This window comes from Burkholderia sp. JKS000303 (assembly GCF_002563755.1).
Classification (GTDB): domain Bacteria; phylum Pseudomonadota; class Gammaproteobacteria; order Burkholderiales; family Burkholderiaceae; genus Burkholderia; species Burkholderia anthina_B.
On sequence record NZ_PDBZ01000001.1, the window covers coordinates 3803178 to 3826114 of the forward strand.

At 67.4% G+C, this 22937-nt stretch carries 21 protein-coding genes; 12 read left to right on the forward strand and 9 right to left on the reverse strand.

Translation table 11 applies throughout. The annotated features are described in order from the left end of the window. Positions 1 to 5: 5 nt before the first annotated feature. From BX604_RS17985 to infA, 6 genes are all read left to right on the forward strand, one after another. Positions 6 to 1217 carry an acetyl-CoA C-acyltransferase gene (locus BX604_RS17985; protein ID WP_098551974.1) on the forward strand — a complete coding sequence of 404 codons (1212 nt, stop codon included), beginning with the start codon at positions 6 to 8 and terminating at the stop codon, positions 1215 to 1217. Between the two features lie 152 nt (positions 1218 to 1369). Beyond that, entirely contained in the window at positions 1370 to 2329 is a 960-nt protein-coding gene (locus BX604_RS17990; RefSeq protein WP_098551975.1) for a WD40/YVTN/BNR-like repeat-containing protein, read from the forward strand. Between the two features lie 96 nt (positions 2330 to 2425). Then, positions 2426 to 4909 carry an efflux RND transporter permease subunit gene (locus BX604_RS17995; RefSeq protein ID WP_098551976.1) on the forward strand — a complete coding sequence of 828 codons (2484 nt, stop codon included), beginning with the start codon at positions 2426 to 2428 and terminating at the stop codon, positions 4907 to 4909. Positions 4910 to 4978: 69 nt separating this feature from the next. After that, entirely contained in the window at positions 4979 to 6058 is a 1080-nt protein-coding gene (locus BX604_RS18000) for a Rieske 2Fe-2S domain-containing protein (protein ID WP_098551977.1), read from the forward strand. A gap of 284 nt (positions 6059 to 6342) precedes the next feature. Then, a complete protein-coding gene (locus tag BX604_RS18005; protein WP_006751843.1) occupies positions 6343 to 6546 on the forward strand; it encodes a cold-shock protein in 204 nt (67 codons plus the stop codon). 465 nt (positions 6547 to 7011) lie between these two features. Beyond that, positions 7012 to 7275: a translation initiation factor IF-1 gene (gene infA / locus BX604_RS18010; protein ID WP_011355053.1), complete on the forward strand. Its 264-nt coding sequence runs from the start codon at positions 7012 to 7014 to the stop codon at positions 7273 to 7275. A gap of 172 nt (positions 7276 to 7447) precedes the next feature. On the opposite strand, the gene BX604_RS18015 is transcribed toward infA, so the two are convergent. Continuing rightward, a complete protein-coding gene (locus BX604_RS18015) occupies positions 7448 to 8239 on the reverse strand; it encodes an alpha/beta fold hydrolase (protein WP_098551978.1) in 792 nt (263 codons plus the stop codon). A gap of 287 nt (positions 8240 to 8526) precedes the next feature. On the opposite strand from BX604_RS18015, the gene BX604_RS18020 reads away from it, so the two are divergent. After that, on the forward strand, positions 8527 to 9792 hold the full coding sequence (locus BX604_RS18020) for an alkaline phosphatase family protein (protein WP_098551979.1): 1266 nt from the start codon (positions 8527 to 8529) through the stop codon (positions 9790 to 9792). Then, positions 9789 to 10037 carry a hypothetical protein gene (locus BX604_RS18025; RefSeq protein WP_098551980.1) on the forward strand — a complete coding sequence of 83 codons (249 nt, stop codon included), beginning with the start codon at positions 9789 to 9791 and terminating at the stop codon, positions 10035 to 10037. The genes BX604_RS18020 and BX604_RS18025 overlap by 4 nt, the downstream gene beginning before the upstream one ends. A 121-nt stretch (positions 10038 to 10158) precedes the next feature. On the opposite strand, the gene BX604_RS18030 is transcribed toward BX604_RS18025, so the two are convergent. After that, positions 10159 to 11547: an MFS transporter gene (locus BX604_RS18030; protein ID WP_098551981.1), complete on the reverse strand. Its 1389-nt coding sequence runs from the start codon at positions 11545 to 11547 to the stop codon at positions 10159 to 10161. Positions 11548 to 11995: 448 nt separating this feature from the next. Here BX604_RS18030 and BX604_RS18035 point away from each other — a divergent pair, with 448 nt between their 5' ends. Then, a complete protein-coding gene (locus BX604_RS18035) occupies positions 11996 to 12160 on the forward strand; it encodes a hypothetical protein (protein ID WP_257146354.1) in 165 nt (54 codons plus the stop codon). A gap of 110 nt (positions 12161 to 12270) precedes the next feature. On the opposite strand, the gene BX604_RS18040 is transcribed toward BX604_RS18035, so the two are convergent. Next, positions 12271 to 13347, reverse strand: a complete 1077-nt coding sequence (locus BX604_RS18040) for a porin (RefSeq protein ID WP_098551982.1) — start codon at positions 13345 to 13347, stop codon at positions 12271 to 12273. A gap of 535 nt (positions 13348 to 13882) precedes the next feature. On the opposite strand from BX604_RS18040, the gene BX604_RS18045 reads away from it, so the two are divergent. Beyond that, a complete protein-coding gene (locus tag BX604_RS18045; protein ID WP_098551983.1) occupies positions 13883 to 14167 on the forward strand; it encodes an HU family DNA-binding protein in 285 nt (94 codons plus the stop codon). 139 nt (positions 14168 to 14306) lie between these two features. Here BX604_RS18045 and dmpG read toward each other — a convergent pair whose 3' ends face one another. The 6 genes from dmpG to BX604_RS18075 all read right to left on the reverse strand — a co-directional run bounded on the left by dmpG (position 14307) and on the right by BX604_RS18075 (position 21080). After that, positions 14307 to 15338, reverse strand: coding sequence for a 4-hydroxy-2-oxovalerate aldolase (gene dmpG / locus BX604_RS18050; RefSeq protein WP_098551984.1), 1032 nt, complete (start codon positions 15336 to 15338; stop codon positions 14307 to 14309). A gap of 16 nt (positions 15339 to 15354) precedes the next feature. Then, positions 15355 to 16254: an acetaldehyde dehydrogenase (acetylating) gene (locus BX604_RS18055; protein WP_044845651.1), complete on the reverse strand. Its 900-nt coding sequence runs from the start codon at positions 16252 to 16254 to the stop codon at positions 15355 to 15357. A gap of 13 nt (positions 16255 to 16267) precedes the next feature. Continuing rightward, complete coding sequence (gene dmpE, locus BX604_RS18060; RefSeq protein WP_098551985.1) at positions 16268 to 17050, reverse strand: 2-oxopent-4-enoate hydratase; 783 nt, start codon at positions 17048 to 17050, stop codon at positions 16268 to 16270. Positions 17051 to 17150: 100 nt separating this feature from the next. Beyond that, on the reverse strand, positions 17151 to 18533 hold the full coding sequence (locus BX604_RS18065; protein ID WP_098551986.1) for a DUF1329 domain-containing protein: 1383 nt from the start codon (positions 18531 to 18533) through the stop codon (positions 17151 to 17153). A gap of 41 nt (positions 18534 to 18574) precedes the next feature. Then, positions 18575 to 20140 (reverse strand): DUF1302 domain-containing protein, encoded by a 1566-nt coding sequence (locus BX604_RS18070; protein WP_098551987.1) that lies wholly within the window; start codon positions 20138 to 20140, stop codon positions 18575 to 18577. 160 nt (positions 20141 to 20300) lie between these two features. Continuing rightward, positions 20301 to 21080, reverse strand: a complete 780-nt coding sequence (locus BX604_RS18075) for an SDR family oxidoreductase (protein WP_098551988.1) — start codon at positions 21078 to 21080, stop codon at positions 20301 to 20303. A 138-nt stretch (positions 21081 to 21218) separates the two neighbouring features. On the opposite strand from BX604_RS18075, the gene BX604_RS18080 reads away from it, so the two are divergent. Both BX604_RS18080 and BX604_RS18085 read left to right on the forward strand, forming a co-directional pair. Beyond that, a complete protein-coding gene (locus BX604_RS18080; RefSeq protein WP_098551989.1) occupies positions 21219 to 22055 on the forward strand; it encodes an alpha/beta fold hydrolase in 837 nt (278 codons plus the stop codon). Between the two features lie 62 nt (positions 22056 to 22117). Beyond that, positions 22118 to 22906: an SDR family NAD(P)-dependent oxidoreductase gene (locus tag BX604_RS18085; RefSeq protein ID WP_098552950.1), complete on the forward strand. Its 789-nt coding sequence runs from the start codon at positions 22118 to 22120 to the stop codon at positions 22904 to 22906. Positions 22907 to 22937 lie beyond the last annotated feature (31 nt).

The window sequence follows — 22937 nt, forward strand, 5'->3', positions numbered from 1 at the left end:
AGCTCATGGAAGACGCAGTCATCGTTTCCGTCGCACGCACGCCGATCGGCAAGGCGTTTCGCGGCATGTTCAACGACACCGAGGCGCCCGCGCTGGGCGGCCACGTCGTGCGCACCGCGCTCGAGCGTGCGGGCGTCGCACCGGCCGACGTCGACGACGTGCTGATCGGCTGCGCCGCGCAGCAAGGCACGCAGGGCTACAACATCGGCCGCCTGTCGGCGGCGGCGGCGGGGCTGCCGGCATCGGTGCCCGGCATGGCGATCGACCGGATGTGCTCGTCGGGCCTGATGTCGATCGCGAGCGCCGCACGCAGCATCGGCGCGGGCGACGCGCGGATCGTCGTCGCGGGCGGCGTCGAGTCGATCTCGCTCACGCAGAACAAGCACAAGAACGGCTACCGCGCACGTTCGCAGGCGGTGCTCGATCACCAGCCCGCAGCGTACATGGCGATGATGGAAACCGCCGAGATCGTGTCGCGCCGCTACGGCATCTCGCGCGCCGCGCAGGACGAATTCGCGCTGCAGAGCCACCAGCGCACGGCCGACGCACAGGCGGCCGGCCGCTTCGACGCGGAAATCGCACCGCTCGACGTGCGCCGCGCGCTGTTCGACAAGGAAGGCAACCCGACCGGCCACGAAGACGTGCACGCGGCCCGCGACGAAGGCGTGCGAGCCGATACGACGGCCGAACGGCTCGCGGGGCTCAAGCCGTCGTGGAGCGGCGGCAAGGTCGTCGAGCAGGGCGAGTTCGTGACGGCCGGCAACGCGTCGCAACTGTCGGACGGTGCGGCGGCCGTGGTCGTGATGTCGCGTACCGAGGCGGTGCGCCGCGGGCTCACGCCGCTCGGCACGTTCCGCGGCCTGGCCGTGGCCGGCTGCGAGCCGGACGAGATGGGCATCGGCCCGGTGTTCGCGATCCCGAAGCTGCTGGAGCGTTTCGGGATGACCGTGCGCGACGTCGGGCTGTGGGAGCTGAACGAGGCGTTCGCGTGCCAGGCGCTCTATTGCCGCGACACGCTCGGCATCCCCGACGCGCGGCTGAACGTCGACGGCGGCGCGATCGCGCTCGGCCATCCGTTCGGCATGTCCGGCACGCGGATGACGATGCATGCGCTGCTCGAAGGCGCGCGCCGCGGCGTGCGGCATGCGGTCGTGACGATGTGCATCGGCGGCGGGATGGGCGCGGCCGCGCTGTTCGAGATCGGCGAATCACGATAGTCGTCGCGGCGGCGAATCGAACAACCGGTTCGGCCGCCATCCATTCGGGACCCTTCGAGGCCGCGGCAACGACCGACGGCCCGGAGACTTGCAGCGGCAGGGCGAGCGCGTCGGCGCGGACCCGGGCCGGTCGCAGAGACAGGAGACAACCGATGAAACGTACTTTGCCAGGACTCGCGATGTCGGCGCTGGTGCTCGGCGCCGCGGTGTTCGCGTTTTCGCCGCGGCCGCTGCCGGCGTTCCCGGTCACCGCGATCCACGCGGACCGGCTGCAGATCAACGGGCTCGCGCGGGCCGGCACACGCATCGTCGCGGTCGGCGAGCGCGGCGTGATCCTGTTGAGCGACGATGCGGGCCGCCAGTGGCGGCCGGCGTCGGTCACGCCCGACCAGGGCTCGACGCTCACGCAGGTGAGCTTCATCACGCCGACGCTCGGGATCGCGGTCGGCCATGACGGCCGGATCGTGCGCAGCGACGATGCGGGCCTGCACTGGCGCGAAGTCCACATGGACCACGCGCATTCCGATCCGCTGCTGTCCGTATGGGGCACCGCCGCCGGCCCGCTGTTCGTGGCCGGCAGCTTCGGCCAGCTGCTGCGCTCGGACGATGCCGGGCTCACGTGGCAGACGGTGAAGACGCCGGCGGGCGACCGCCACTTGAACGCGATCGTCGGCGACGGCCACGGCAACCTGCTGATCGCCGGCGAGAGCGGCACGCTGCTGCGCTCGACCGACAACGGCGCCACCTGGGACAAGCTGCCGTCGCCGTACGCCGGTTCGCTGTTCGGCGCGCTGATGCTCGCGAACGGCGACTGGGTCGCGTACGGGATGCGCGGCAACGTGCTGCGCAGCACCGATCGCGGCACGACCTGGACGCACGTCGACAGCCATATCCCGGTGTCGTACTTCGGCGCGACCCAGCTTTCCGACGGCGAACTCGTGCTGGTCGGGCAGGGCGGCGCGATCGTCGCGTCGCGCGACGGCGGCCTGACCTTCGACGTGCGCAAGCTCGGCGGCGTGCAGAGCCTCGCGGCCGTGCTCGACATGGGCCACGGCGCGCTGCTGCTCGGCGGCGAGGCCGGCGTCGCGCCGCTCGCCGCATCGCCGTCCTGATGCCGGGACGCGGCGGCGCTTGCGGTCGCCCGTTTCCGTTCGCATCACTTCGCCGGTCCGCATCGACCGCATCGTCAGCCCAGATTCGAGAAATCCATGAACGACCTGTCACGTCCCACTGAAGCCGCGCCTGCCTCGCGCCTTGCCGCGTTCGTCGAACGCTGCGCCGACACGATCATCCGGCAGCGCCGGCTGCTGATGCTGCTGTGCGTCGCGGTGACGCTCGCGCTCGGCCTGTCCGCGACGCGCCTGAAGCTCGATCCGGGCTTCAACAAGATGATCCCGATGCAGCACCCGTACATGCAGGTGTTCGAGCGCTACGCGGGCGCGTTCCCGGGCGCCAACACGATCCTCGTCAGCCTGCGCTGGAAAGGCGACGGCGACATCTACAACCAGCGGTTCATGGATGCGCTGCGCCACGCGACCGACGACGTGTTCTTCATCCCCGGCGTGAACCGCTCGCGCGTGTTCTCGCTGTTCACGCCGAACGTCCACTACACCGAGGTGACGGAGGCCGGCTTTCGCGGCGACGTGGTCGTGCCCGGCCAGTTCTCGAGCGCGAACCCGGACGATCTCGCGAAGGTGCGCCGCAACGTCGCGCGTTCGGGCCAGATCGGCCGCCTCGTCGGCAACGACCTGAAGTCGGCACTGATTCGCGCGGAGCTGCGCGAGACCGATCCCGCCACCGGCAAGCGGCTCGACTACAGCGCGGTCGCGCGCCAGCTCGAGGACATCCGCGCGAAGTACGCGAAGCAGGGCATCGACGTGAACATCATCGGCTTCGCGAAGCTGGTCGGCGACGTGGAGGCGGGTATCGCCGGCGTGATGGCGTTCTTCGCGCTCGCGTTCCTCGTGACGGCCGCGCTGCTGTTCGCCTATACGCGCTCGATCAAGACCACCGTGCTGGCGCTCGTCGTCGCGCTGCTGCCGGTCGTCTGGCTGCTCGGCGCGCTGCCGCTGCTCGGGCTCGGCATCGACCCGATGTCGATCCTGGTGCCGTTCCTGATCTTCTCGATCGGCGTGTCGCACGCGGTGCAGATGACCAATGCGTGGAAGCAGGCGCTGGTGCGCGGCGCCACGTCGGTCGAAGCCGCGCGCGACGCGTTCCGCAAGCTGTTCGTGCCGGGCACGGTCGCGCTGCTGACCAATGCGCTCGGCTTCATGGTGATCATGCGGATCAGGATCGACATCGTGCGCGAGCTCGGCATCACCGCGTGCCTCGGCGTGCTGCTGATGATCGTCACCAACAAGGTGTTCCTGCCGATCCTGCTGTCGTACACGCGCCTCGAACGCGGCACGCTGGCCCGCGCGCAGCGCACGGCGGCGGCCGGCGGCAGCCCGATGTGGTCGCGTTTCGCGCTGTTCGCGCGGCCGGGGCCGGCGCTCGGCGTGTTCGCGGTGGCGCTCGCGCTGCTCGCCTGCGGCACGCTCGAATCGCGCAAGCTGGCGATCGGCGACATCGGCACCGGCGCGCCGGAGCTGCGCGCGAACTCGCGCTACAACGTCGACAACGCGGCGATCACGCACCAGTACAACATCGGCGTCGACGTGCTGTCGGTGATCGTCGAGACGACCGGCTTCGACGATGCGTGCCTGCATTACCCGGTGATGAGCGCGATCGAGAAGTTCGAGATGAACATGCGCGGCGTGGCCGGCGTGCAGTCGGTGACGAGCGTCGCGTCGCAGGGCAAGGTGTTCATCGCCGCGTTCAACGAAGGCAATCCGCGCTGGGCCGCACTGCCGCGCTCCAGCGACGGGCTCACGCAGGGCGCCAACGCGTTCGACCCCGACAACGGGATGAACACCGCGAACTGCAAGGCGATCCAGGTGCTGATCTACACGAAGAACCACGAAGGCACGACCATCGCGCACATCGTCGACGAGATCAAGCGCTACGCGGCCGAGAACCCGACGCCGAACGTCGCGTTCCGGCTCGCCGGCGGCAACGTCGGCGTGATGGCCGCGACCAACGAGGCGGTCGGCGACGCGGAGATCGCGATGCTGATGTCGATCTTCGGTGCGATCGCGCTGCTCTGCGCGCTCACGTTCCGCTCGTGGCGCGCGGTGCTGTGCATCATCGTGCCGCTCACGCTGGTGTCGATTCTCTGTAACGCGGTGATGGCGCGGCTCGGCATCGGGCTGAAGGTCGCGACGCTGCCGGTGATCACGCTCGGCGTCGGGGTCGGCGTCGACTACGGGATCTACCTGTACGAGCGTCTGCAGCACGACATCCGCCACGGCGCGACGCTGCCCGACGCGTTCGCCGATGCGATGCGCCAGCGCGGCACCGCGGCGCTGTTCACGGCCGTCACGATGTTCATCGGCGTCGGCACGTGGGCGTTCTCCGCGCTGAAGTTCCAGGTCGACATGGGCGTGCTGCTCGCGTTCATGTTCCTCGTGAACCTGTTCGGCGCGGTGTTCCTGCTGCCGGCACTTGCCGCATGGCTCGGCGTCGAGCGGGCCGAGCGCCGCGTGGTGTCACAGCCGCAGCCTCAGCCTCAGTCGACGCCGCAGCAGGCCGCGCCGACGTCCGCGCTCAAGCCGACGCGCGCGCTCGAATCCGGCAATCCGGCGCGCTGAGCGACGCCATCCTCGTTACCCCGGTGCGCGGCGGGCCGCCGCGCGTCCCCCCCAAAGGAGTCAACCGAAATGTCCGCACGCCCTTACAAGATCGAAGCCCAGCCGCTCGCGCAGCGCTATGCGCGCGGCTGGCACTGCCTCGGCCTCGCCCGCGACTACAAGGACGGCAAGCCGCATACGCTGAACGTCTTCGGCCGCAAGCTCGCCGCGTTCGCGGATTCGACCGGCAAGGTCAACGTCGTCGACGCGTACTGCCCGCACATGGGTGCCGACCTGAGCCTTGGCACGGTGCAGGGCGACAACCTGGTTTGCCCGTTCCACGGCTGGGCATGGAGCGGCGAAGGGCAGTGCGCGTCGATCCCGTACTGCAAGCGGATCCCGCCGAAGGCGCGCATCGGCGCATGGCCGACCTGCGAGGAGAACAACCTGCTGTTCGTGTGGAACGACCCCGAAGGCAATGCGCCGCCGCCGGAAGTCGCGATTCCGCGCCTGGACGTGTGCTTCTCGGACGAATGGTCGGATTGGGTCGTCGACAAGATGGTGATTCAGGCCAACTGCCGCGAACTGGTCGACAACATCTCGGATGTTGCTCACTTCGCGACCGTGCACCATGCGCCGATCGACTATTTCGCGAACCTGTTCGAGGATCACAAGGCGACGCAGCTGATGGTCGGCCGCAGCGAGAAGCTCGGCGGCGACAGCCTGACCGCGCTGTCGACGTATTTCGGGCCGGCCGTGCACATCACGCAGATGACCGGGCAGAGCAACGGGCAGCCGATCCATTCGGTGCTGCTGAACTGCCACGTGCCGATCGACATGAACAGCTTCGAGCTGCGCTACGGCGTGATCGTGAAGAAGGTCGCCGGGCTCGACGACGCGCAGAACATGGAGATCGCGAACGCGTACGTGAAGGAGGCGCAGCGCGCGTTCTACGAGGACGTCGACATCTGGCACAGCAAGACGCGCATCGACAACCCGCTGCTGTGCGAAGGCGACGGGCCGTTGTACCAGATGCGCGACTGGTATTCGCAGTTCTATCTCGACGCGGCCGACGTGCGATCGTCGAGCGTCGCGCGCAAGGCGTTCGAGATGACGATTCGCGACGGCGAGACGCCGCCGCCGCTGCATCACGTGTTCGAGCCGCAATAACGGCGGCGGGGCAAAAAGGGGGGCGCAACGTTGCGCCCCCCCCCCGGATTGCCGCTAACGCCCGCCAGGCAAGGCGCGGCGCGATACCGTTCGGGAACGCCGCACCGAAAGGGCTTGACGAGTCGGTCGGGACCGCGTAGTGTCCTAGACCGAAGTCTTCAAGAAGCTCGATTGCTCATCATTGGCCGCACGGTGTTGTGCGGCAGTCGTTGGTCTCTCCCTCTTTGATTCTTTCTGTGCCCGTCATGGGCGCAAGTTCATTCATTCGTATTAAGGAAGTATTTGTGGATACCGGTACCGTCAAGTGGTTCAACGAAACCAAAGGCTTTGGTTTCATCTCCCCGGACAACGGCGGCGACGATCTGTTCGCCCATTTCTCTGAAATCCGTGGCACGGGTTTCAAGACCCTGGCCGAAGGCCAGAAGGTCAGCTACGAAGTGAAGCGTGGCCCGAAGGGTCTGCAAGCGTCGAACATCACGCCGCAGTAAGCCGCGTCGGCATCGGTCGCCAATCGGCGGCCGCTGCCGGACGGATGTCGCGCGGGCACCGGCCCTGGCCAGTGTCCTGCGCGTTCCGACGCACACGACCGATGCATCGCGGTACTCACGATGCATCGGTCGTGTGCTTCTCTCATCCATCGCAGGTCCGTACGACATGCGATTCAACGCCCTCGCGACGCGCACTCCGCATCGCCAGCGGCCCATGCTGCAACCCGAGTAGACCGTCGCCATGTCGTACGCGGCGCGGTCCCGATCTATGCGCGGTGCTCATCGCGCCGCCGCCACTGACCGCCCGAACGCCGCAACGCGCCGGGCTCCGATTGCAAGACAGGCCTGTCGCCCGTCTGAACGAATTGATACCCGGCATCCTGCCGGCCGCCGACCCCGTTGCGGGACACGGCGCCGGTGAGTTCGCCGCGGCCGCGGTCATTCACCTTGTCTGGAGGAATTGGTTTGGCAAAAGAAGAACTGCTGGAACTGGACGGAATCGTCGACGAAGTGCTGCCGGACAGCAAATACCGTGTCACGCTGGAAAACGGCGTCGTGGTCGGCGCGTATGCGTCGGGCCGCATGCGCAAGAACCACATCCGCATTCTCGCGGGTGACCGTGTGACGCTGGAACTGTCGGTGTACGACCTGACGAAGGGCCGCATCAACTTCCGTCACAAGGACGCGAACTCGCCGCGTCCGCCGCGCACCGGGCAACCGCGTCGCTAAGCAGTAACGATCGGGCGCGCAACGCGACTCCGATCGCCACTCGTCCGGCCCCGTCATGCGGCCGGACACACCGGATGGACGGCGCGATTCGCACCGTTCGTCGGTCGCCGGCGGCGTCGTTACGCCGCGGCGGCCAAGGTCATCTTCTTCGGTCGCGATGCGTGTGCAACGCTCAAGCGGCCGCGTCCCGCAGGAAATCTTCCACGATCGTCGCGAAATACGGCGGACATTCCTGCATCGGGTAGTGCCCGCAATTCGGAATGTTCAGCAGCCGTGCGTTCGGGTGCCAGGCGAGAAACGTCGCGTGCATCGCCGCTTCGTCGAGCCCCGGATCCTTGTCGCCGACGATCACCAGATAGCGTGTGTCGAGGCCGCGGATGTCGTCGACGAAATTCGTCCCGGTCAGCATGTCGAGATACGCAAGCCGGCAGGCGGGCGCCACGCGTTCGCGATTCTGTCGCAGCTTCAGCTCGGCCCAGCGCGCCGACAAGCCACCCGTGACGAACCGCACGAGCCGGCGCAATGCGTCGTCGTCGACGGTCGTGCTCGCGAAGAACGCACGCGCGTCGTCACTCAGGCGATTGCCGGCCGCCGACACCGGGCACACGGCGATCGCGCTCTTGATGCGTGATGGCGCGTCGGCGGCGATGCGTTGCGTCGCCATGCCCGTCATCGAATGGCCGACGATGTGAAAGCGTGGCCAGCCGAGCTGGTCGGCGAGCGCAAGGCAGTCGGCCGTGATCTCGTCGACGGTGTACGCGCCGCTCAGATGGAGCGATCGTCCGTAGCCGCGCAGGTCGGCGAACACGTACGTGAAGGCCGTGTCGTCCAGATAGGGCAGCAGCGCCGCGTAGTTCGTATGGTCGCCGAGCCAGTCGTGCAGGACCATCACGCATTCGGGGCCGGTGCCGTGTTGCAGGTAGCCGAGGCCGGGGCGGGAGACGACGGGCGTGATCAGGTTCATTTCAAGGGGTTTCCTTTTGGTTGGCGGAACCAAAACGAAACGCCCTCCCGGCGGACCGGGAGGGCGTCTTGAAAGTGGATTGATCGTATCGGGCCGTCCGGCGAAAGTCAACGGTTGGCGTGCTGCGTGGGTGATGCATCTCATGCGTCTTTACGCGCGAGCCGGCGCGGTCGTACACTCGTCGGCAATTCGCGGCCCGCGCGCCAGGCTTTCGAGCGGTTCAGTTGCTTTCAGCGGGCCGACGATCGTGCCAGCCGGACATTCGTCGCGCGACGCCAGGAGGCGCCATGAGTGCAGACGCAGCCCCCGCATCTTCTTCCGCTCCCGCAGCCCCGGCGGTTCAGGATCGCATTCAGCACGTGTTCGTGCTGATGCTCGAGAACCGCTCGTTCGACCATCTGTTCGCGCTGTCGGGCATCGCCGGCATCACGGCCGCGTCGCCGGCCGACAACAATGCGTACGGCGGCACCGTCTATCCGTTCGGCGGCGGCGCGCCGGACCAGATGCCGACCGACCCGTGCCATGAATTCACCGACGTGCTCGAGCAGCTCTGCGGCGCAGGCGTGCCGTTCGTGAAAGGGCAGCCGTATCCGAACGTCGACAATTCGGGCTTCGTGTCGAACTACGCGACGTCGCATTCCGAAGGCACGCCGCCGCAAGCCGGCAATGCGGGCCTGATCATGCAGGGCGCCGATATCCGCACGCACGCGCCGTCGCTGTATGCGCTCGCGAACGCGTTCGTGCTGTGCGACCGCTGGCACGCGTCGATGCCGGGGCCGACCTGGCCAAACCGCTTCTTCCTGCATGGCGCGTCGTCGGCCGGGCTCGACCATTCGCCGACCAAGGAAGAAATGGCCGGATGGGATACGTTCGACGGCTTCCACTATCCGAAGGGCTCGATCTTCGATGCGCTCGGCGACGACAACTGGCGCATCTACCAGGACCAGTCGGGCGACCCGCTCGGCCACGTGCCGCAGGTCGCATCGCTGAAGGGCGTGAGCTTCTTCGACGTCGACGATCTCGCGCACTTCGAAGCCGATCTCGCGGCCGGCTATACCGCGCGCTACACGCTCATCGAACCGGGCTACGGCGACATCGTGCACGGCACCTATGAGAACGGCAGTTCGCATCATCCGATGGACGGCTTGCCCGGCGGGGACCAGCTCGCCGCGCGCGTGTACGACGCGATCCGCAATTCACCGGTCTGGAACAGCAGCCTGCTCGTGATCGTCTACGACGAGCACGGCGGCTTCTACGATTCGGTCAGGCCCGGTGCGGCGGCGCCGCCGAACGACGGGGCGGCCGCAACGCTGAACGCGAGCGGCTTCGGGTTCGACGTGTACGGCGTACGCGTGCCGGCGATCATCGTGTCGCCGTGGGTCGCGGCCGGGCAGGTCGATCACACGCCGTACGATCACAGCTCGGTGGTCGCGACGCTAGGAAGGCTGTTCGGCCTGTCGCCGCTGACCGATCGCGATCGCCTTGCGAACGATCTGCTGCCGCTCGTCACCGCCACCTGCCGGACCGACTGCCCGGCGAGGATCGGATCATGAACACGACTCCGGCGATGGATCCGCGCGATGCGCTGCCTGTGCGCGACGGCACGAGCCTGATCGCGTACCTGCATATCCTGAAGAAGGCACATGCGGCGCTGGTCGGCCACGACAAGGCCCACCAACGTTTCAGCGAGGTCGTCACGCGCGGGCAGGCACGGCAGTACATCGAGGAATTGATGCCGGCGCTGTTGCAGGCGCGTGAAGCGCATCGGCGGCGCAGACATCACGGGAAGCATCGCTGACGCGGCGGGTGGATGGCGGTTCGCGTGTGATGCTTGGCGGTTGATGATTACCGGCTACGGCAAACGGCCGCCACCCGCGCATGCGGTTCGCACTGACACCTGCATGGCGACCAACGCATCCTCACACCGACTGCCGCACGTGCTGCGCGCTGACCGCCGCTCCAACTGCCCCCGCCAGCTGCACCACCGCACCGGCGAACATCGCCGCGCGCAACCCCGCCATACCGCCATGCAGGGCCGCGAACAGCGTGCCGAGCACTGCGATCCCGAGCGTCGCACCGGTCATCCGCGCGACGTTGACCAGCGCACTCGCGGTGCCCGAGCGCGCGACATCGACCGCGCCGACGGCCACCGTCATCAGCGGCCCCGTCGCGACGCCCATTCCGAGCCCCGTCAACGCAAGCCCGATCTCCATGCCGAGCAGGTCCGGCGACGCGGCCCACGCGCCGATCACCGCGAGCCCGCTCGCGATCACGGCGACACCGCCGGCCGTCGTCACGCGCGTGCCGACCCGTTCGGACAATCGCCCCGACCACGGCGACACGACGACGAACACGAGCGCCATCGGCAGCAGCGCGAGGCCCGCGCCGGCCGAATCGAGTCGGCCGCTGCTCTGCCACGTCAGCGGCACCAGGAACAGCACACCGTACATCCCGAACGTCATCCCGGCGGTCGCCGCGATCGCGCCGCGAAACGCGCTGAGCCGGAAGATGTCGAGCGGCACGAGCGCGGCGTCGCCGTGGCGCCGTTCGATCGCGATGAAGGCGACGAACGACGCGATCGCGATGCAGGTGGCGATTGCACTGGCAACCGGCGAATCGCGGAACACGATCGCCGCATACGCGAGCGTGCCGAGCGCGAGTGCGCCCGTGACCTGCGCGCCGCCGTCGAAGTGCCGGCCGCGCGGATCGGACGACTCGGGCACGGCAGGCACCGCGAGCAGCATCGCCGCGATGCTCAGCGGCACGACCACGAAGAAGATGCTGCGCCAGCCGAAGTGCCGGATCAGCACGCCGCCGAGGGTCGGCCCGATCGCCATCGCGACGCCGTTGCACGCGGCCCAGATGCCGAGCGCGCGGCCGCGCTCGACCGGATCGCGCCATACGACCCGGACGATCGCGAGCGACGCCGGCAACAGCAGCGCCGCGCCGACGCCGGCCAGCGCGCGGGCGCCGATCAGCACCGACACCGACGGCGCGAGCGCGCACAGCAGCGACGCAACGGTGAACACGGCCGTGCCGCCGATGAAGATGCGGCGCCGGCCCAGCAGATCGGCGAGCAGGCCGCCGGTGAGCAGCAGCACCGCGTAGGTGAGGTTGTAGCTGTCGACGACCCATTGCAGCGCACCGACGCCCGCATGGAAGTACGCGCCGATCGCGCGCGTCGCGAGATTGACGACGGCCGTGTCGACCTGCGCGACGAGCACGGCCATGCACAGCGTCAGCAGCGTGATGCTGCGCCGTTTGACGACGCGGCCGGCGAGTGCGGAAAGTGCTCCGGTATGGGCCATGGACGGCATTCCTGAACGGGCGATCCTGCGAGCATAAGCGCCGCCTGCTGCCAGCGTGGTGTCAGCAGGGCGAGGGCAGCAGGCGCGCAAGCGGCATGCCTGTATGCGTCGGGGCTCTTTTCAGATCGGCGTCGACCAGCCGGCCCAGAAGTTGCTGAAGGCTTGCCGCAAGGTGTGGCCTGGGGTGCCCCGATCATGGCGAAGCCCGATTCAGTAGTCGGATGGGAAGATGCCGCCGTGGAGCCGCGCCATCTGGGCGCGTATCTTCGCGACGAGGGGCGGCAGCGCCGCGTAGCGGCGGCGTTACTGCTGCGGCATACGGTCGTGCTGCGCGATCCGCAGGCCGGCGCGGCAGGCTCGACGCATTCGTCGCGCTCGCCGACGCAACGCGCGCCGCGTTGCCGACCGGACCGGCATCGACGCGCTGACCGAAGCACGCCGGGACGCCGTGCCCGACGCGAACCTGCGCGCAGGCGATGCCGGGCCGGCGCTGCTTGGCGACCCGGTGGAAATCGGCCGCGTGGCGCGGTTGCTGATGTCCGAGGAGGCGAGCTATGTGACGGGCGCCGAATGGGTCGCGGACGGCGGCAACATTCCGTCGCACCGGTTCTGAGCACGGCGCGGCGTCGCGGCGCGTCGGAAAGACAAAACGCGGAGCGGGAGGCTCCGCGTTTTGTCATCCGGTCGCCGCAACCGCGATGCCGGCGCACGGCATTTCCACGATCAGAACTTCGCGCGGATGCCTGCGCCGAACGTGTTGCCGTTCGACAGGCCGCTGATGTGGTCGTTCATGTACGCCGCGTAGACGTCCGTGCGCTTGGACAGCGGATAGTCGTAACCGACGGCCCAGGTCTGGCGCGTCTGGTCGAGGCCGCCGGCGTCGCGCGAATACGCGTACGACGCCATCGCGCTGCCGACGCCGAGCGGCACCGACACGCCGCCCTGCGCGGTGTTCACGTGCCAACTGCCCGCGACTTGGTCGTTCTTCGTGTACATGTACTGGCCGAACAGCTTCACGACCTTCAGGTCGTAGGTTGCACCGACCAGCGCGATACCCTGGCTCTTCATGCCGGCCACGAGCGCGCTCAGATCCTGCGGGCCGTTGTTGAAGTTCACGTACTGATACGTGGCCGTTGCCGCGAACGGGCCGTTCGCGTAGTTGAACTGCGCGCTCCATTTCTTCGAGCGGTTGTCGCCGGCCGTGTTGCCGAGCGCGTACATCGCGCCGAAGTTCAGGCCACCGAATGAAGGCGACGCATACGCGATCGCGTTGTTCCAGCCCGAATCGCCCACCGCGCCCTGATCGCTCGGGTAGGTCGGGTACGTGCCGAGGCCGAGGAACACGTGGTACACCATCGGCGAGAAGGTGTACGAGTCGTAGAACGGGTTGAACAGGATCGTCGACAGGAACAGGTGCGTCGTCAGACGGCCTGCCGTCACCGTGCCGTACGGCGAATCGATGCCGACGTACGCGTTGCGCGCGAAGAACGTGTCGCCCTGGAAGCGGCCGTACTGGCCGTTCTGTGCGCGGAAGAAGCTCTCCAGCGTGAAGATCGCCTTGTAGCCGCCGCCCAGATCCTCGGCACCGTGCATGCCCCAGTACGACGTCGACATCCCGCCGCCGCCCACGTTCCATGCACGATCGCTGCCGGGGAACTTGGTCGCGCCGACCCATTCGTCGACCTGACCGTAGAGCGACACGCTCGACTGCGCGTAGACGGGTGCGGTGGCCGCGACGCAGGCGGCTGCGGCGATCAGCTTGACGGACGTGCGCGATGCACGGCGAGCGAATGACTTCATGAGGTCTCCTGTATTGATTGATGGCGGGCCGACTGGCGTCGCGCGATGCATGGCCCGAGGGTAAGAAGGGGGACTCGACTGGGCGGGGGTGCCGCGTGCGATTGCGGTCGAATCGCTCCCCGCGGCTTCATCGTTCGAATGGTTTCATGACAACGAGGGTGGATCGTAAATAGGTTGTCTTCGATGAGCCATTGGACGAAATGCATCATGCGTATACGCAAAGTTGTATAACTTCGAATTGGGCGTCGTGATGCTGGACCATCTCCGCGTATACGCTCATACAACGTCGTTTATGCGATGGATTTCTTGCGCGCGCGGTCTGGACGAAGAATTACCATTTTCCGGATTGGAAGCGCGCGTGCAATACGTGAGAGCCCCATCCCGATCGAGGCGACATGGTCCGGTTGGACGATGCGCGCCGCGCCATTGCGCTGCAGCCTTGCGGGGTTGCGCCGTGCGAGGCGCGGCAAGACATCGCGAATACAACAAGTCCGGTAATGCGAATACCGGTTTTTCTTCGACGCAGGAGCCACTGATGAATAAGCAGGAATTGGTCAACGCCGTGGTTTTCTCTACCGGTTTAAACCGGTCCGCGGCCACAGAAGCAGTGGATGCGGTCATCAATACGATCGTCAGCACGGTTGCCACCGGCGGCGCCGTTCAATTGGTCGGCTTCGGATCGTTCAGGCAGGGGAAACGCGCGGCCCGAATCGGCAGAAATCCGGCGACCGGCGAGGAAATCAGGATTGCGGCGGTGAAGACCGTCAAGTTCACCGTGGGTACCGCATTCAAGAGTGCCGTGAATGCGAACGGGAAGTAAGCGGCCGACTGCTGGCGGCGGGGTGTGTCGCCAGTCGCCAGTCAGGGGCGACGCCATTGCAATACGGTGCGATTGCCGTTCTACGAAAAAAAGACGGAGCCTAAGCCCCGTCCCGCATGACCGACGCTTGACCGGACGATCAGGCCGCTACCGCCCGCGCCCGTGACATCGTCAGCGCCGCATCCTCGATCATGTCCTCCTGCCCACCGACGAGGCGCTGCCGGCCCAGTTCGACGAGGATGTCGCGCGCCGGAATCCCGTACTTCGCTTCCGCCCGCTTCGCGAACAGCAGGAACGACGAGTAGACGCCCGCATAGCCGAGCGTCAACGCATCGCGGTCGAGGCGGATCGGCGCGTCCATGATCGGCACGACGAGATCCTCGGCGACATCGGAGATCGCGAACACGTCGACACCCGTCTCGATCCCCATCCGGTCGCACACCGCGACGAACACTTCCATCGGCGTATTGCCCGCGCCCGCACCGAGGCCGGCCGCGGCCGCATCGATCCGGTTCGCACCGGCCGCGACCGCCGCGACCGAGTTGGCCACGCCCATCGCGAGGTTGTGGTGGCCGTGGAAGCCGAGTTCCGTCTCCGGCTTCAGCGCGGCACGCACCTGGCCGATTCGGGCGGTCACGTCGTCGGGCAGCATGTGGCCGGCCGAATCGGTGATGTAGATGCAGTTCGCGCCGTACGACTCCATCAGCTTCGCCTGCACGACGAGCTGCTCGGGCGACGACATGTGCGCCATCATCAGGAAGCCGACCGTATCGAGCCCGAGCGTGCGCGCGAGGCCGATATGCTGTTCCGACACGTCCGCTTCGGTGCAGTGCGTCGCGACGCGGATCGTGCCGACGCCGAGTTCGTGCGCCATGCGCAAGTGCTCGACGGTGCCGATGCCGGGCAGCAGCAGCGCCGATACCTTCGCCTGCTTCAGTTCCGGAATCACGGCGCTCAGGTACGCCTCGTCCGTATGCGCCGGAAAGCCGTAGTTGACCGACGCGCCGCCGAGCCCGTCGCCGTGCGTGACCTCGATCAGCGGCACGCCGGCCGCATCGAGCCCGCGCGCGATGTTGCGCATCTGGTCGAGTGTGATCTGGTGACGCTTCGGGTGCATGCCGTCGCGCAACGACATGTCGTGGACGGTGATCTTCTTGCCTGCAAGTGACATCGTGTGACTCCTCGACTCAAGCGGTGGCGGCCGTGGCGGCCAGCATCTGTTCGGCGAAACGCTCGGCCGTGGCGGCCGCGGCGGCGGTCATGATGTCGAGGTTGCCCGCGTATTTCGGCAGGTAATCGCCGAGTCCTTCGACTTCCATGAACACCGATACGCGATTGCCGTCGAACACCGGGCCGTTCTTCAGCGTGTAGCCGGGCACGTAGCGCTGCACTTCCTTGACCATCGCATGCACCGACGCGGTGATCGCGTCGACGTCCGGCGGGCCGTCGGTCAGGCAGTGGATCGTGTCGCGCATGATCAGCGGCGGTTCGGCCGGGTTGATCACGATGATCGCCTTGCCCTTGCGTGCGCCGCCGACCTGTTCGATCGCGCCGGACGTCGTGCGCGTGAATTCGTCGATGTTCTTGCGCGTGCCGGGGCCGACCGAGCGCGACGACACGGTCGCAACGATCTCGCCGTATGCGACCGGCTGCACGCGCGACACCGCGTACACCATCGGGATCGTCGCCTGGCCGCCGCAGGTCACCATGTTCACGTTCATCTGCGCGCTGCCGAGGTGCGCGTCGAGGTTCACCGGCGGCACGCAATACGGCCCGATCGCCGCGGGCGTCAGGTCGATCATCTTCACGCCGAGCGCGGTGAGCTTGTCGGAGTTGTCGCGATGCACATAGGCCGACGTCGCATCGAAGGCGATGCGGATCTCGTCGTCGGCCACGTGCGGCAGCAGCCCGTCGACACCCTTGTCGGTGGTCTTCAGGCCGAATTCGCGGGCGCGCGCGAGGCCGTCGGACGCCGGATCGACGCCGACCATCCACACGGGTTCGAGCACGGGCGAGCGGCGCAGCTTGTACAGCAGGTCGGTGCCGATGTTGCCCGGCCCGATCAATGCGCATTTGATTTTCTTCATTAGCGTGGTTCCTTTAGATAAAGCGGACGTCGCAGCCGCCGATGCCGGCGATGTGCATCGACAGCGCGTCGCCGGCGGTGACCGGAATCAGTTTCGCGAGCGAGCCGGACAGCACGATCTCGCCCGCGAGCAGCGGCACGTCGTATTCGGCGAGCGTGTTCGCGAGCCACGCGACCGCGTCGGCGGGATGGCCGAGCGCGGCATCGCCGCGGCCTTGCGCGACGCGCTCGCCGTTCTTGTCGATCGTCATCTCGCACGCGGCGAGGTCGAGCGTGCGCGGGTCGACACGCGCGTCGCCGAGCACGTACACGCCGCACGACGCGTTGTCGGCGACGGTGTCCTCGATGCGGATCGCCCAGTCGCGGATGCGCGAATCGACGATCTCGAAGCAGGGCGCGACGGCGGCGGTCGCGGCGATCACGTCGGTGCGGTCGATGCCGGGGCCGCGCAGGTCGCGCGACAGGATGAATGCGATCTCGCCTTCGGCGCGCGGCGCGATCAGCGACTCGGTGGAGATGGCCTCGCCGGCCGCGTAGTGCATGCCGGACAGCAGGATGCCGAAATCGGGCTGGCGCACGTTCAGCATGTCCTGCACGGCCTGGCTCGTCACGCCGATCTTCTTGCCGACCACCGATTCGCCGCACTCGACGCGGCGTTCGATGAAGCGTTGCTGGATCCGGTACGCATCGTCGAGGGACAGCCGGCGCGGCCGCGCCGACAGCGGCGCGACCGGCGCGCGGGAATGCCACGCGGCGTACAGCTCGTCGCCGAGCGTCGCGTGCAAGCGGTTGGACATGGTAGGGCCCTCGAATGGAAAAAGGCCGCCGTACCGGGCGGCGTCGTGCGCCGGAGCGAGGCTCCGGCGCATTGCGGCGCGGGCGTGCCGCGCCGCTCGCTTAGTTACCCGAACTGCGGATCGCGTCCGGCGAGAAGTACGCTTCGGAGAATTGCGGGCTGCTGTCGAGCTTCGGCATCGGCCCTTCGTTGGTCAGGCGGTCGGCCATGTACGCGCCGGAGATCAGGTCGTGGAAGAACACGGCGCCCGGGTAGAACGTCTTCGCGTCATACGCGTACAGCGTCGTCGCGACGTTGGTCCGCCACAGCTGGCCGCGTGCGTCGTAGTTGTCGGCGAGCAGCGTCATCCACGAGTCCTCGTCGATGTACAGCACGCGCTTCGCGTACTGGTGGCGATAGCCGCTCTTCAGCGTCGCCTGCAGCACCCACACGCGATGCAGCTCGTAGCGGATGTACGCCGGGTTCTCGTGACCCTTGGTCAGCAGGTCCGCGTACTTCACCGAGCTGTCCATCGCCTTGTAGTCGTCGTACGGCACGTAGATCTCGCGCTTGCCGACGATCTTCCAGTCGTAGCGGTCGCCGGGGCCGTTGTACAGGCGGTCGTCGTCGACGGTGCGGAAGCCGCCCGGGCCCTGCGGCTGGTCATAGCCGTATTCCGGCGCCTGGCGCACGCGCCGCGTGCCGGGGTTGTACATCCACGTGCGCGACGAGTTGTCCGCGCCGGCCTTGTCCCAGTTCGTGAAGCCGACGATCAGCGAGCCGCGGTCGGACAACGGCAGCTCGGTCGCGTTGCGATAGAACGTGCGGTTGTTCAGGTCGCTCTTCACGTCGTACTTGCCGACGTTGCGCGGCGAGTAGATGTCGTAGCGCACCTTGCCCCATGCAATGTTGCCGTCGGAGTACACGACTGCCTGGTCGTAGGTCGCCTGCTCGGCGCCGATCGCCGACGAGAAGCGCTGGTTCCACAGCAGCTCGGCGGCCGTCTTCGGAATCGGGTAGGGCACCTGCGGCGGCGCGTTGGTCAGCCCGTTCGCATCGGGCGTCATCGTCGAGTCGGGCGCGTACGTGCGGATGTCCTTGTAGACCGAATCCGCGTAGCGGAAGTCGCGATGGCTCGGGTAGACGTTGATCTTGAACGTCGCCGGATAGCGCTTGAACATCGCTTTCTGACCGTCGGTCAGGTGCTCGGCATACTGCGCCATGTTCTCCGCGGTGATCGTCGCGACCGGCTTCTCGTTCGCGAACGGATCGGGGTAGCGGCCGCCGCGCTTGTACTGCACGTCGGGCGGCGTGCCGAGCCATTTTCCCGACCACTCCGGCACGCCGCTGTCCTTGCTCGCGGCGCGCACCGCGCCCATCGGCGTGAGCGGGCCGTCGAGCGCCTTCAGGTCGTCCGGCGTGACCTTCGGGAACGCAGCCGTCGCGACGAGCGCGCATGTGGCGATCACGGTCGCGCGCAGGAGGGGGAGACGAGTTCGTTTCATGACAAATCCTCTTCTTGCTGAGTGACGAGCGGCCGGGCCGCTCAGAAGTGGTAGGTCGCCGTGGCGAGCACGTAGTCGCGATCCGACAGCGGACGCGTGACCGGGTTGGGCGAACCGAGGAACTTGGCGTAGACGAGCGACAACTGCAGGTTGCTCAGTCGCGTGAAGGTCACGCCGGCCGTCACGCGGTGATCGCCCTGACCCGTCAGCGAGCCGAGCGCGCCCGCGAGCGGCGAGGTGCCGGTCAGGTCGTGCGTGTAGGTCAGCGGCACGTCGAGATCCCAGCCGTTGAACACGTTCTTGTAGCTGAGCGTCCACGCGATCTCCATCGCGAGCGCGTTGCGCGAGTTGGCGAGCGTCGTCGAGCCGTCGAGCTCGGAGATGCTGCCCGCATGCACGTACGTCAGCTCGCCGATCAGCGACTGCGAGTTCGCGAGGAAGCTCGGCCCGATCGAGTAGATGCCGGACAGGTTGGTCTGCAGCACGTTCGCGCGCGTCGACTGCGGGCCGGTCGGCGTGTTGACCAGCACGGCCGCGCCCTGGCGGTACGACACTTCGCCCGCGACGTTCACCGGGCCGACCTGCGTCGAGAAGCTCGCGCCGGTCAGCTTGATGTTGCTGAAATAGGTTTGCTGGTACTGGAGCGTCGGGAAGTACGTCGTGACGACGCTCGGGTTCATGTCGTTGTAGTGCAGGTAGTACAGGCCGAGCTCGGTGTCGCCGAGCACGCGAAAGCGTGCGCCGATCCCCCACTGGTTGCTCGCGCTCGGCTTCTCGTCGGGGCCGCGCGGAATCAGCATGCCGCCCGGGCCGATGATGAATTGCGCACCCGGACCCGTCACGTCGGAGTAGCTCCAGTACGTGCCGGGCGCGGTCAGCCTGTTCTGCTGGAACGAGAACTGGTAGTAGCCGAGCACGCTGAAGTTCGGCGTGATCTGCCATTGCGTCGAGATCTGCGGCACCGGCAGCAGGATGTCCTTCACCTCGGCGCCCGCCATGTACGACTTGGTCGCGTCGGACGGCCCCTGCGCGCCCGCGATGTTCGGGAAGAACAGGCTCTCGCCCCATGCGACCACCTGGTCGCCGACCTTCACGTTCAGGCTCGTCGCGCCGATCCGGAAGGTGTTGTATGCATACGCGGCGAGCAGCGTCGTGTGGCCGCCCGACCAGTAGCGCGCATCGCTCGTGAAGTTGTTGTACTGGCCCGACTGGTTCACGGTGCCCGGTGCGTCGTTGTAGTTCGGGCGGTGATAGGCCTGGTCGTAGAACGTGTCCGCGCGGACGAACACGCCCCAGTCGTCGTGCTTCAGGTTCACTTCGCCGAGCAGGCTGACCTGGTTCTCGATCAGCTTGTTCTTCGCGAAGTTGCGGTCGCCGTCGTCGCCGTTGATGTTCGCGGGCGTCAGCAGATTGCCGCTCGGCGCGCGCGTGCGCATGCCGAGCCCGTAGCTGAGCGTGAACGTGTAGTCCAGCGTCGTGTCGGCGCCTAGGTCGATCGTGCTGCCGGCGTGCGCGCTGGGAACGGCGCACGTCAGCAACGCGGCGGCCAGCGTCGACAGCGTGACGGGGGCCAGCTTGTCGGTACGGCGCGAAATCCGTTGATGCATGGTGTCTCCTCTGGGGTATCGACGACGGTCGACTGTGGTTGTCGTGAGAGGCAGAGTAGGGAGATCGCGGTAGCAGGGAATCGTCAAAATGAACTAGATGACTTCCCTAGGACTGGAAACGATTCGCGTGACGTCGCTTGTGCCGCTCGCGCCGCGCGTGTTATCGCGCGTCCGTCTGCGCCGCCGACAGGAACGCGGGCCGTTCGCCGCCGCCGTCGAGCCGCAGGTTCGCGCCGGATGCGTACGACGCGTCGGGCGACGCGAGGAACAGGCACGCCGACGCGACGTCGTCGGGCGTGGCGAGCCGTCCGGCCGGAATCGTTGCGCGGATCGCATCGAGCGCATCGTCGTCGCCGTAGTGGCCTTCGGTCGCGGATTCCGTTTGCACGAGACTCGGGCTGATCGCGCACACGCGCACGCGCGGCGCCCACTCGACGGCAAGCGACGTGACCGCGTTGACGAGACCGGCCTTCGCCGCGCCGTAGGCCGCGGTGCCGGGTGACGGCCGCGATGCGCTGACGCTCGCGATGAACAGCAGCACGCCGCCTTGCGGCTGCGGCTGCATGATCGCGTTCACGCGCTGCGCAAGCTGCAGCGGCGCGATCAGGTTCAGCCGCACGATCGATTCCGTGAAGCGTGGCGACGCATCGGCCGCGAGTGCGAACGGCGAGCCGCCCGCGTTGTTGACGAGCACGTCGAGGCCGTCGGCCGCCGCGCGGATCGTCGCGAGCATCGCATCGACCTGTTCGATGTCGCGCAGGTCGGCGGCGACGAAGGTCGCCGTGCGGTCGCCGGCCGAAGGCGGCGTGGCGGGCGCGCTGCGCCCGCAGACGAACACGCGTGCGCCCGCCATGAGAAACCGTTCGGCGATGCGCCGCCCGATGCCCTTGGTGCCGCCCGTCACGAGCACCGTCTTGCCGCTGTAGTCGAATCCGTTCATCGTCTGCCTCCGTTTCGGTGGCCCGATGATAGGAAGAAGCGCGCGCGGCTTCGTAGTCTGAAAGGATGATGCCGGCCGGCGCCGGCGGCGCAATCATCGTGGCAGGCATCCATCGACCGACGAAGGAGACAATCCGCGATGACGACCCCCACGACGCCGCCGGCCGGCATCTTCACCGACGTACCGGGCGGCCTGCGCCTGCACCATTTCGAGGCGGGCGAAGGCCGCCCGGTCGTGTTCATCCACGGCAGCGGCCCGGGCGCCAGCGGCTTCAGCAATTTCAAGCACAACTACGCCGCGTTCGCGGCCGCCGGCCATCGTGCGATCGTCGTCGACCTGCCGGGTTACGGGCAGTCGTCGAAGCCGTCCGACGTCGCCTATACGCTCGATTTCTTCGTCGCCGCGCTGCACGCACAGCTCACCGCGCTCGGCATCGGGCCGGCCGTGCTGCTCGGCAACTCGCTCGGCGGCGCGATCGCGCTGAAATACGCACTCGATCATCCCGACGACGTCGACGGGCTGATCATGATGGCGCCGGGCGGCGTCGAGGATCGCGAGACGTACTTCCAGATGGAAGGGATCCAGCGGATGGTGAAGCTCTTCACCCATCGCCAGATGAATGACGACACCATGCGCGAACTGCTGACGCTGCTGGTGCACGACCCGGCGATCGTCACCGACGCGCTCGTCGCCGAACGGATGAAGGTGTGCGTCGAGCAGCCGACCGAAGTGCTGTCGACGATGAGCGTGCCGAACCTGACCGGCGCGCTCGCCGACCTGCGCTGCCCGGTGCTAGGCTTCTGGGGCACGGACGACCGCTTCAATCCGGTCGGCGGCGCACTGAAGTTCGTCGAACGCTGCCGCGACGCGCGCGTCGTGCTGATGAACCGCTGCGGCCACTGGGTCATGGTGGAGCACGCGGCCTATTTCAATCGCGAATGCGTCGATTTCCTCGCGACGAAAATCGTCCGATAACGCGAGACGCCCCTGAAGGCCGGCCCGAACGCGGCCGGCCCGTCTGAATCCACGGAGACATGATGAAACTCATCGAAGAACTGTTCGACCTGCGCGGCAAGGTGGCCGCGATCACCGGCGGCGCGCGCGGCATCGGCGCCGAAACGGCACGCACGCTGGCCGCGGCCGGCGCGAGCGTCGCGATCCTCGACGTGCTGTCGCAACCGGCGGAAACGCTCGTCGGGGAGATTCGCGCACAGGGTGGGCAGGCCGCGTTCTGGCCGCTCGACGTCACGCACGAGGCCGATGTGTCGCGCGTGTTCGGCGAGATCGTCGCGCGCTTCGGGCGCCTCGACGTGCTCGTGAACAACGCGGGTATCGAAGGACACAACGTGCCGACGCACGAGCTCACGCTCGCGCAATGGCAGCGCGTGCAGGACGTGAACGTCAACGGCGTGTTCCTGTGCACGCGCGCGGCGATTCCGCACATCGAAGCGGCCGGCGGCGGCTCGATCGTGAACCTGTCGTCGATGTACGGGATCGTCGGCGGCCCCGACGTGCCCGCGTATCACGCATCGAAAGCCGCAGTGCGAATGATGGCGAAAGTCGACGCGATGCTGTATGCGGCGAAGAACATCCGTGCGAACTCGGTGCATCCCGGCTACATCCGCACGCCGATGCTTGAGGACGCGTTCCGCCAGATGGGCCAGGATCCGGACCGCGCGTTCGAGTACATGCAGACCCACGTACCGATGGCGAAGATCGGCAGCCCGCGCGACATCGCGGCCGGCATCCTGTATCTCGTGTCGCCGGCAGGCCGCTACGTGACGGGTGCGGAACTGGTGATCGACGGCGGGTATACCGCGCGCTGACGCGGCGCGGCCGTTGCAACGAAACAGGAGA

What these genes read in the sequence shown, in the direction of transcription:
- BX604_RS18040 (WP_098551982.1), bottom strand. Translation starts at nt 13,347, where the DNA reads ATGAAGTCATTCGCTCGCCGTGCATCGCGCACGTCCGTCAAGCTGATC.
- BX604_RS18080 (WP_098551989.1), top strand. Translation starts at nt 21,219, where the DNA reads ATGACGACCCCCACGACGCCGCCGGCCGGCATCTTCACCGACGTACCG.
- BX604_RS18025 (WP_098551980.1), top strand. Translation starts at nt 9,789, where the DNA reads ATGAACACGACTCCGGCGATGGATCCGCGCGATGCGCTGCCTGTGCGC.
- BX604_RS17990 (WP_098551975.1), top strand. Translation starts at nt 1,370, where the DNA reads ATGAAACGTACTTTGCCAGGACTCGCGATGTCGGCGCTGGTGCTCGGC.
- BX604_RS17985 (WP_098551974.1), top strand. Translation starts at nt 6, where the DNA reads ATGGAAGACGCAGTCATCGTTTCCGTCGCACGCACGCCGATCGGCAAG.
- BX604_RS18020 (WP_098551979.1), top strand. Translation starts at nt 8,527, where the DNA reads ATGAGTGCAGACGCAGCCCCCGCATCTTCTTCCGCTCCCGCAGCCCCG.
- BX604_RS18065 (WP_098551986.1), bottom strand. Translation starts at nt 18,533, where the DNA reads ATGAAACGAACTCGTCTCCCCCTCCTGCGCGCGACCGTGATCGCCACA.
- dmpG (WP_098551984.1), bottom strand. Translation starts at nt 15,338, where the DNA reads ATGTCACTTGCAGGCAAGAAGATCACCGTCCACGACATGTCGTTGCGC.
- BX604_RS17995 (WP_098551976.1), top strand. Translation starts at nt 2,426, where the DNA reads ATGAACGACCTGTCACGTCCCACTGAAGCCGCGCCTGCCTCGCGCCTT.
- BX604_RS18075 (WP_098551988.1), bottom strand. Translation starts at nt 21,080, where the DNA reads ATGAACGGATTCGACTACAGCGGCAAGACGGTGCTCGTGACGGGCGGC.
- BX604_RS18030 (WP_098551981.1), bottom strand. Translation starts at nt 11,547, where the DNA reads ATGGCCCATACCGGAGCACTTTCCGCACTCGCCGGCCGCGTCGTCAAA.
- BX604_RS18070 (WP_098551987.1), bottom strand. Translation starts at nt 20,140, where the DNA reads ATGCATCAACGGATTTCGCGCCGTACCGACAAGCTGGCCCCCGTCACG.
- BX604_RS18000 (WP_098551977.1), top strand. Translation starts at nt 4,979, where the DNA reads ATGTCCGCACGCCCTTACAAGATCGAAGCCCAGCCGCTCGCGCAGCGC.
- dmpE (WP_098551985.1), bottom strand. Translation starts at nt 17,050, where the DNA reads ATGTCCAACCGCTTGCACGCGACGCTCGGCGACGAGCTGTACGCCGCG.
- BX604_RS18015 (WP_098551978.1), bottom strand. Translation starts at nt 8,239, where the DNA reads ATGAACCTGATCACGCCCGTCGTCTCCCGCCCCGGCCTCGGCTACCTG.
- BX604_RS18045 (WP_098551983.1), top strand. Translation starts at nt 13,883, where the DNA reads ATGAATAAGCAGGAATTGGTCAACGCCGTGGTTTTCTCTACCGGTTTA.
- BX604_RS18055 (WP_044845651.1), bottom strand. Translation starts at nt 16,254, where the DNA reads ATGAAGAAAATCAAATGCGCATTGATCGGGCCGGGCAACATCGGCACC.
- BX604_RS18085 (WP_098552950.1), top strand. Translation starts at nt 22,118, where the DNA reads ATGAAACTCATCGAAGAACTGTTCGACCTGCGCGGCAAGGTGGCCGCG.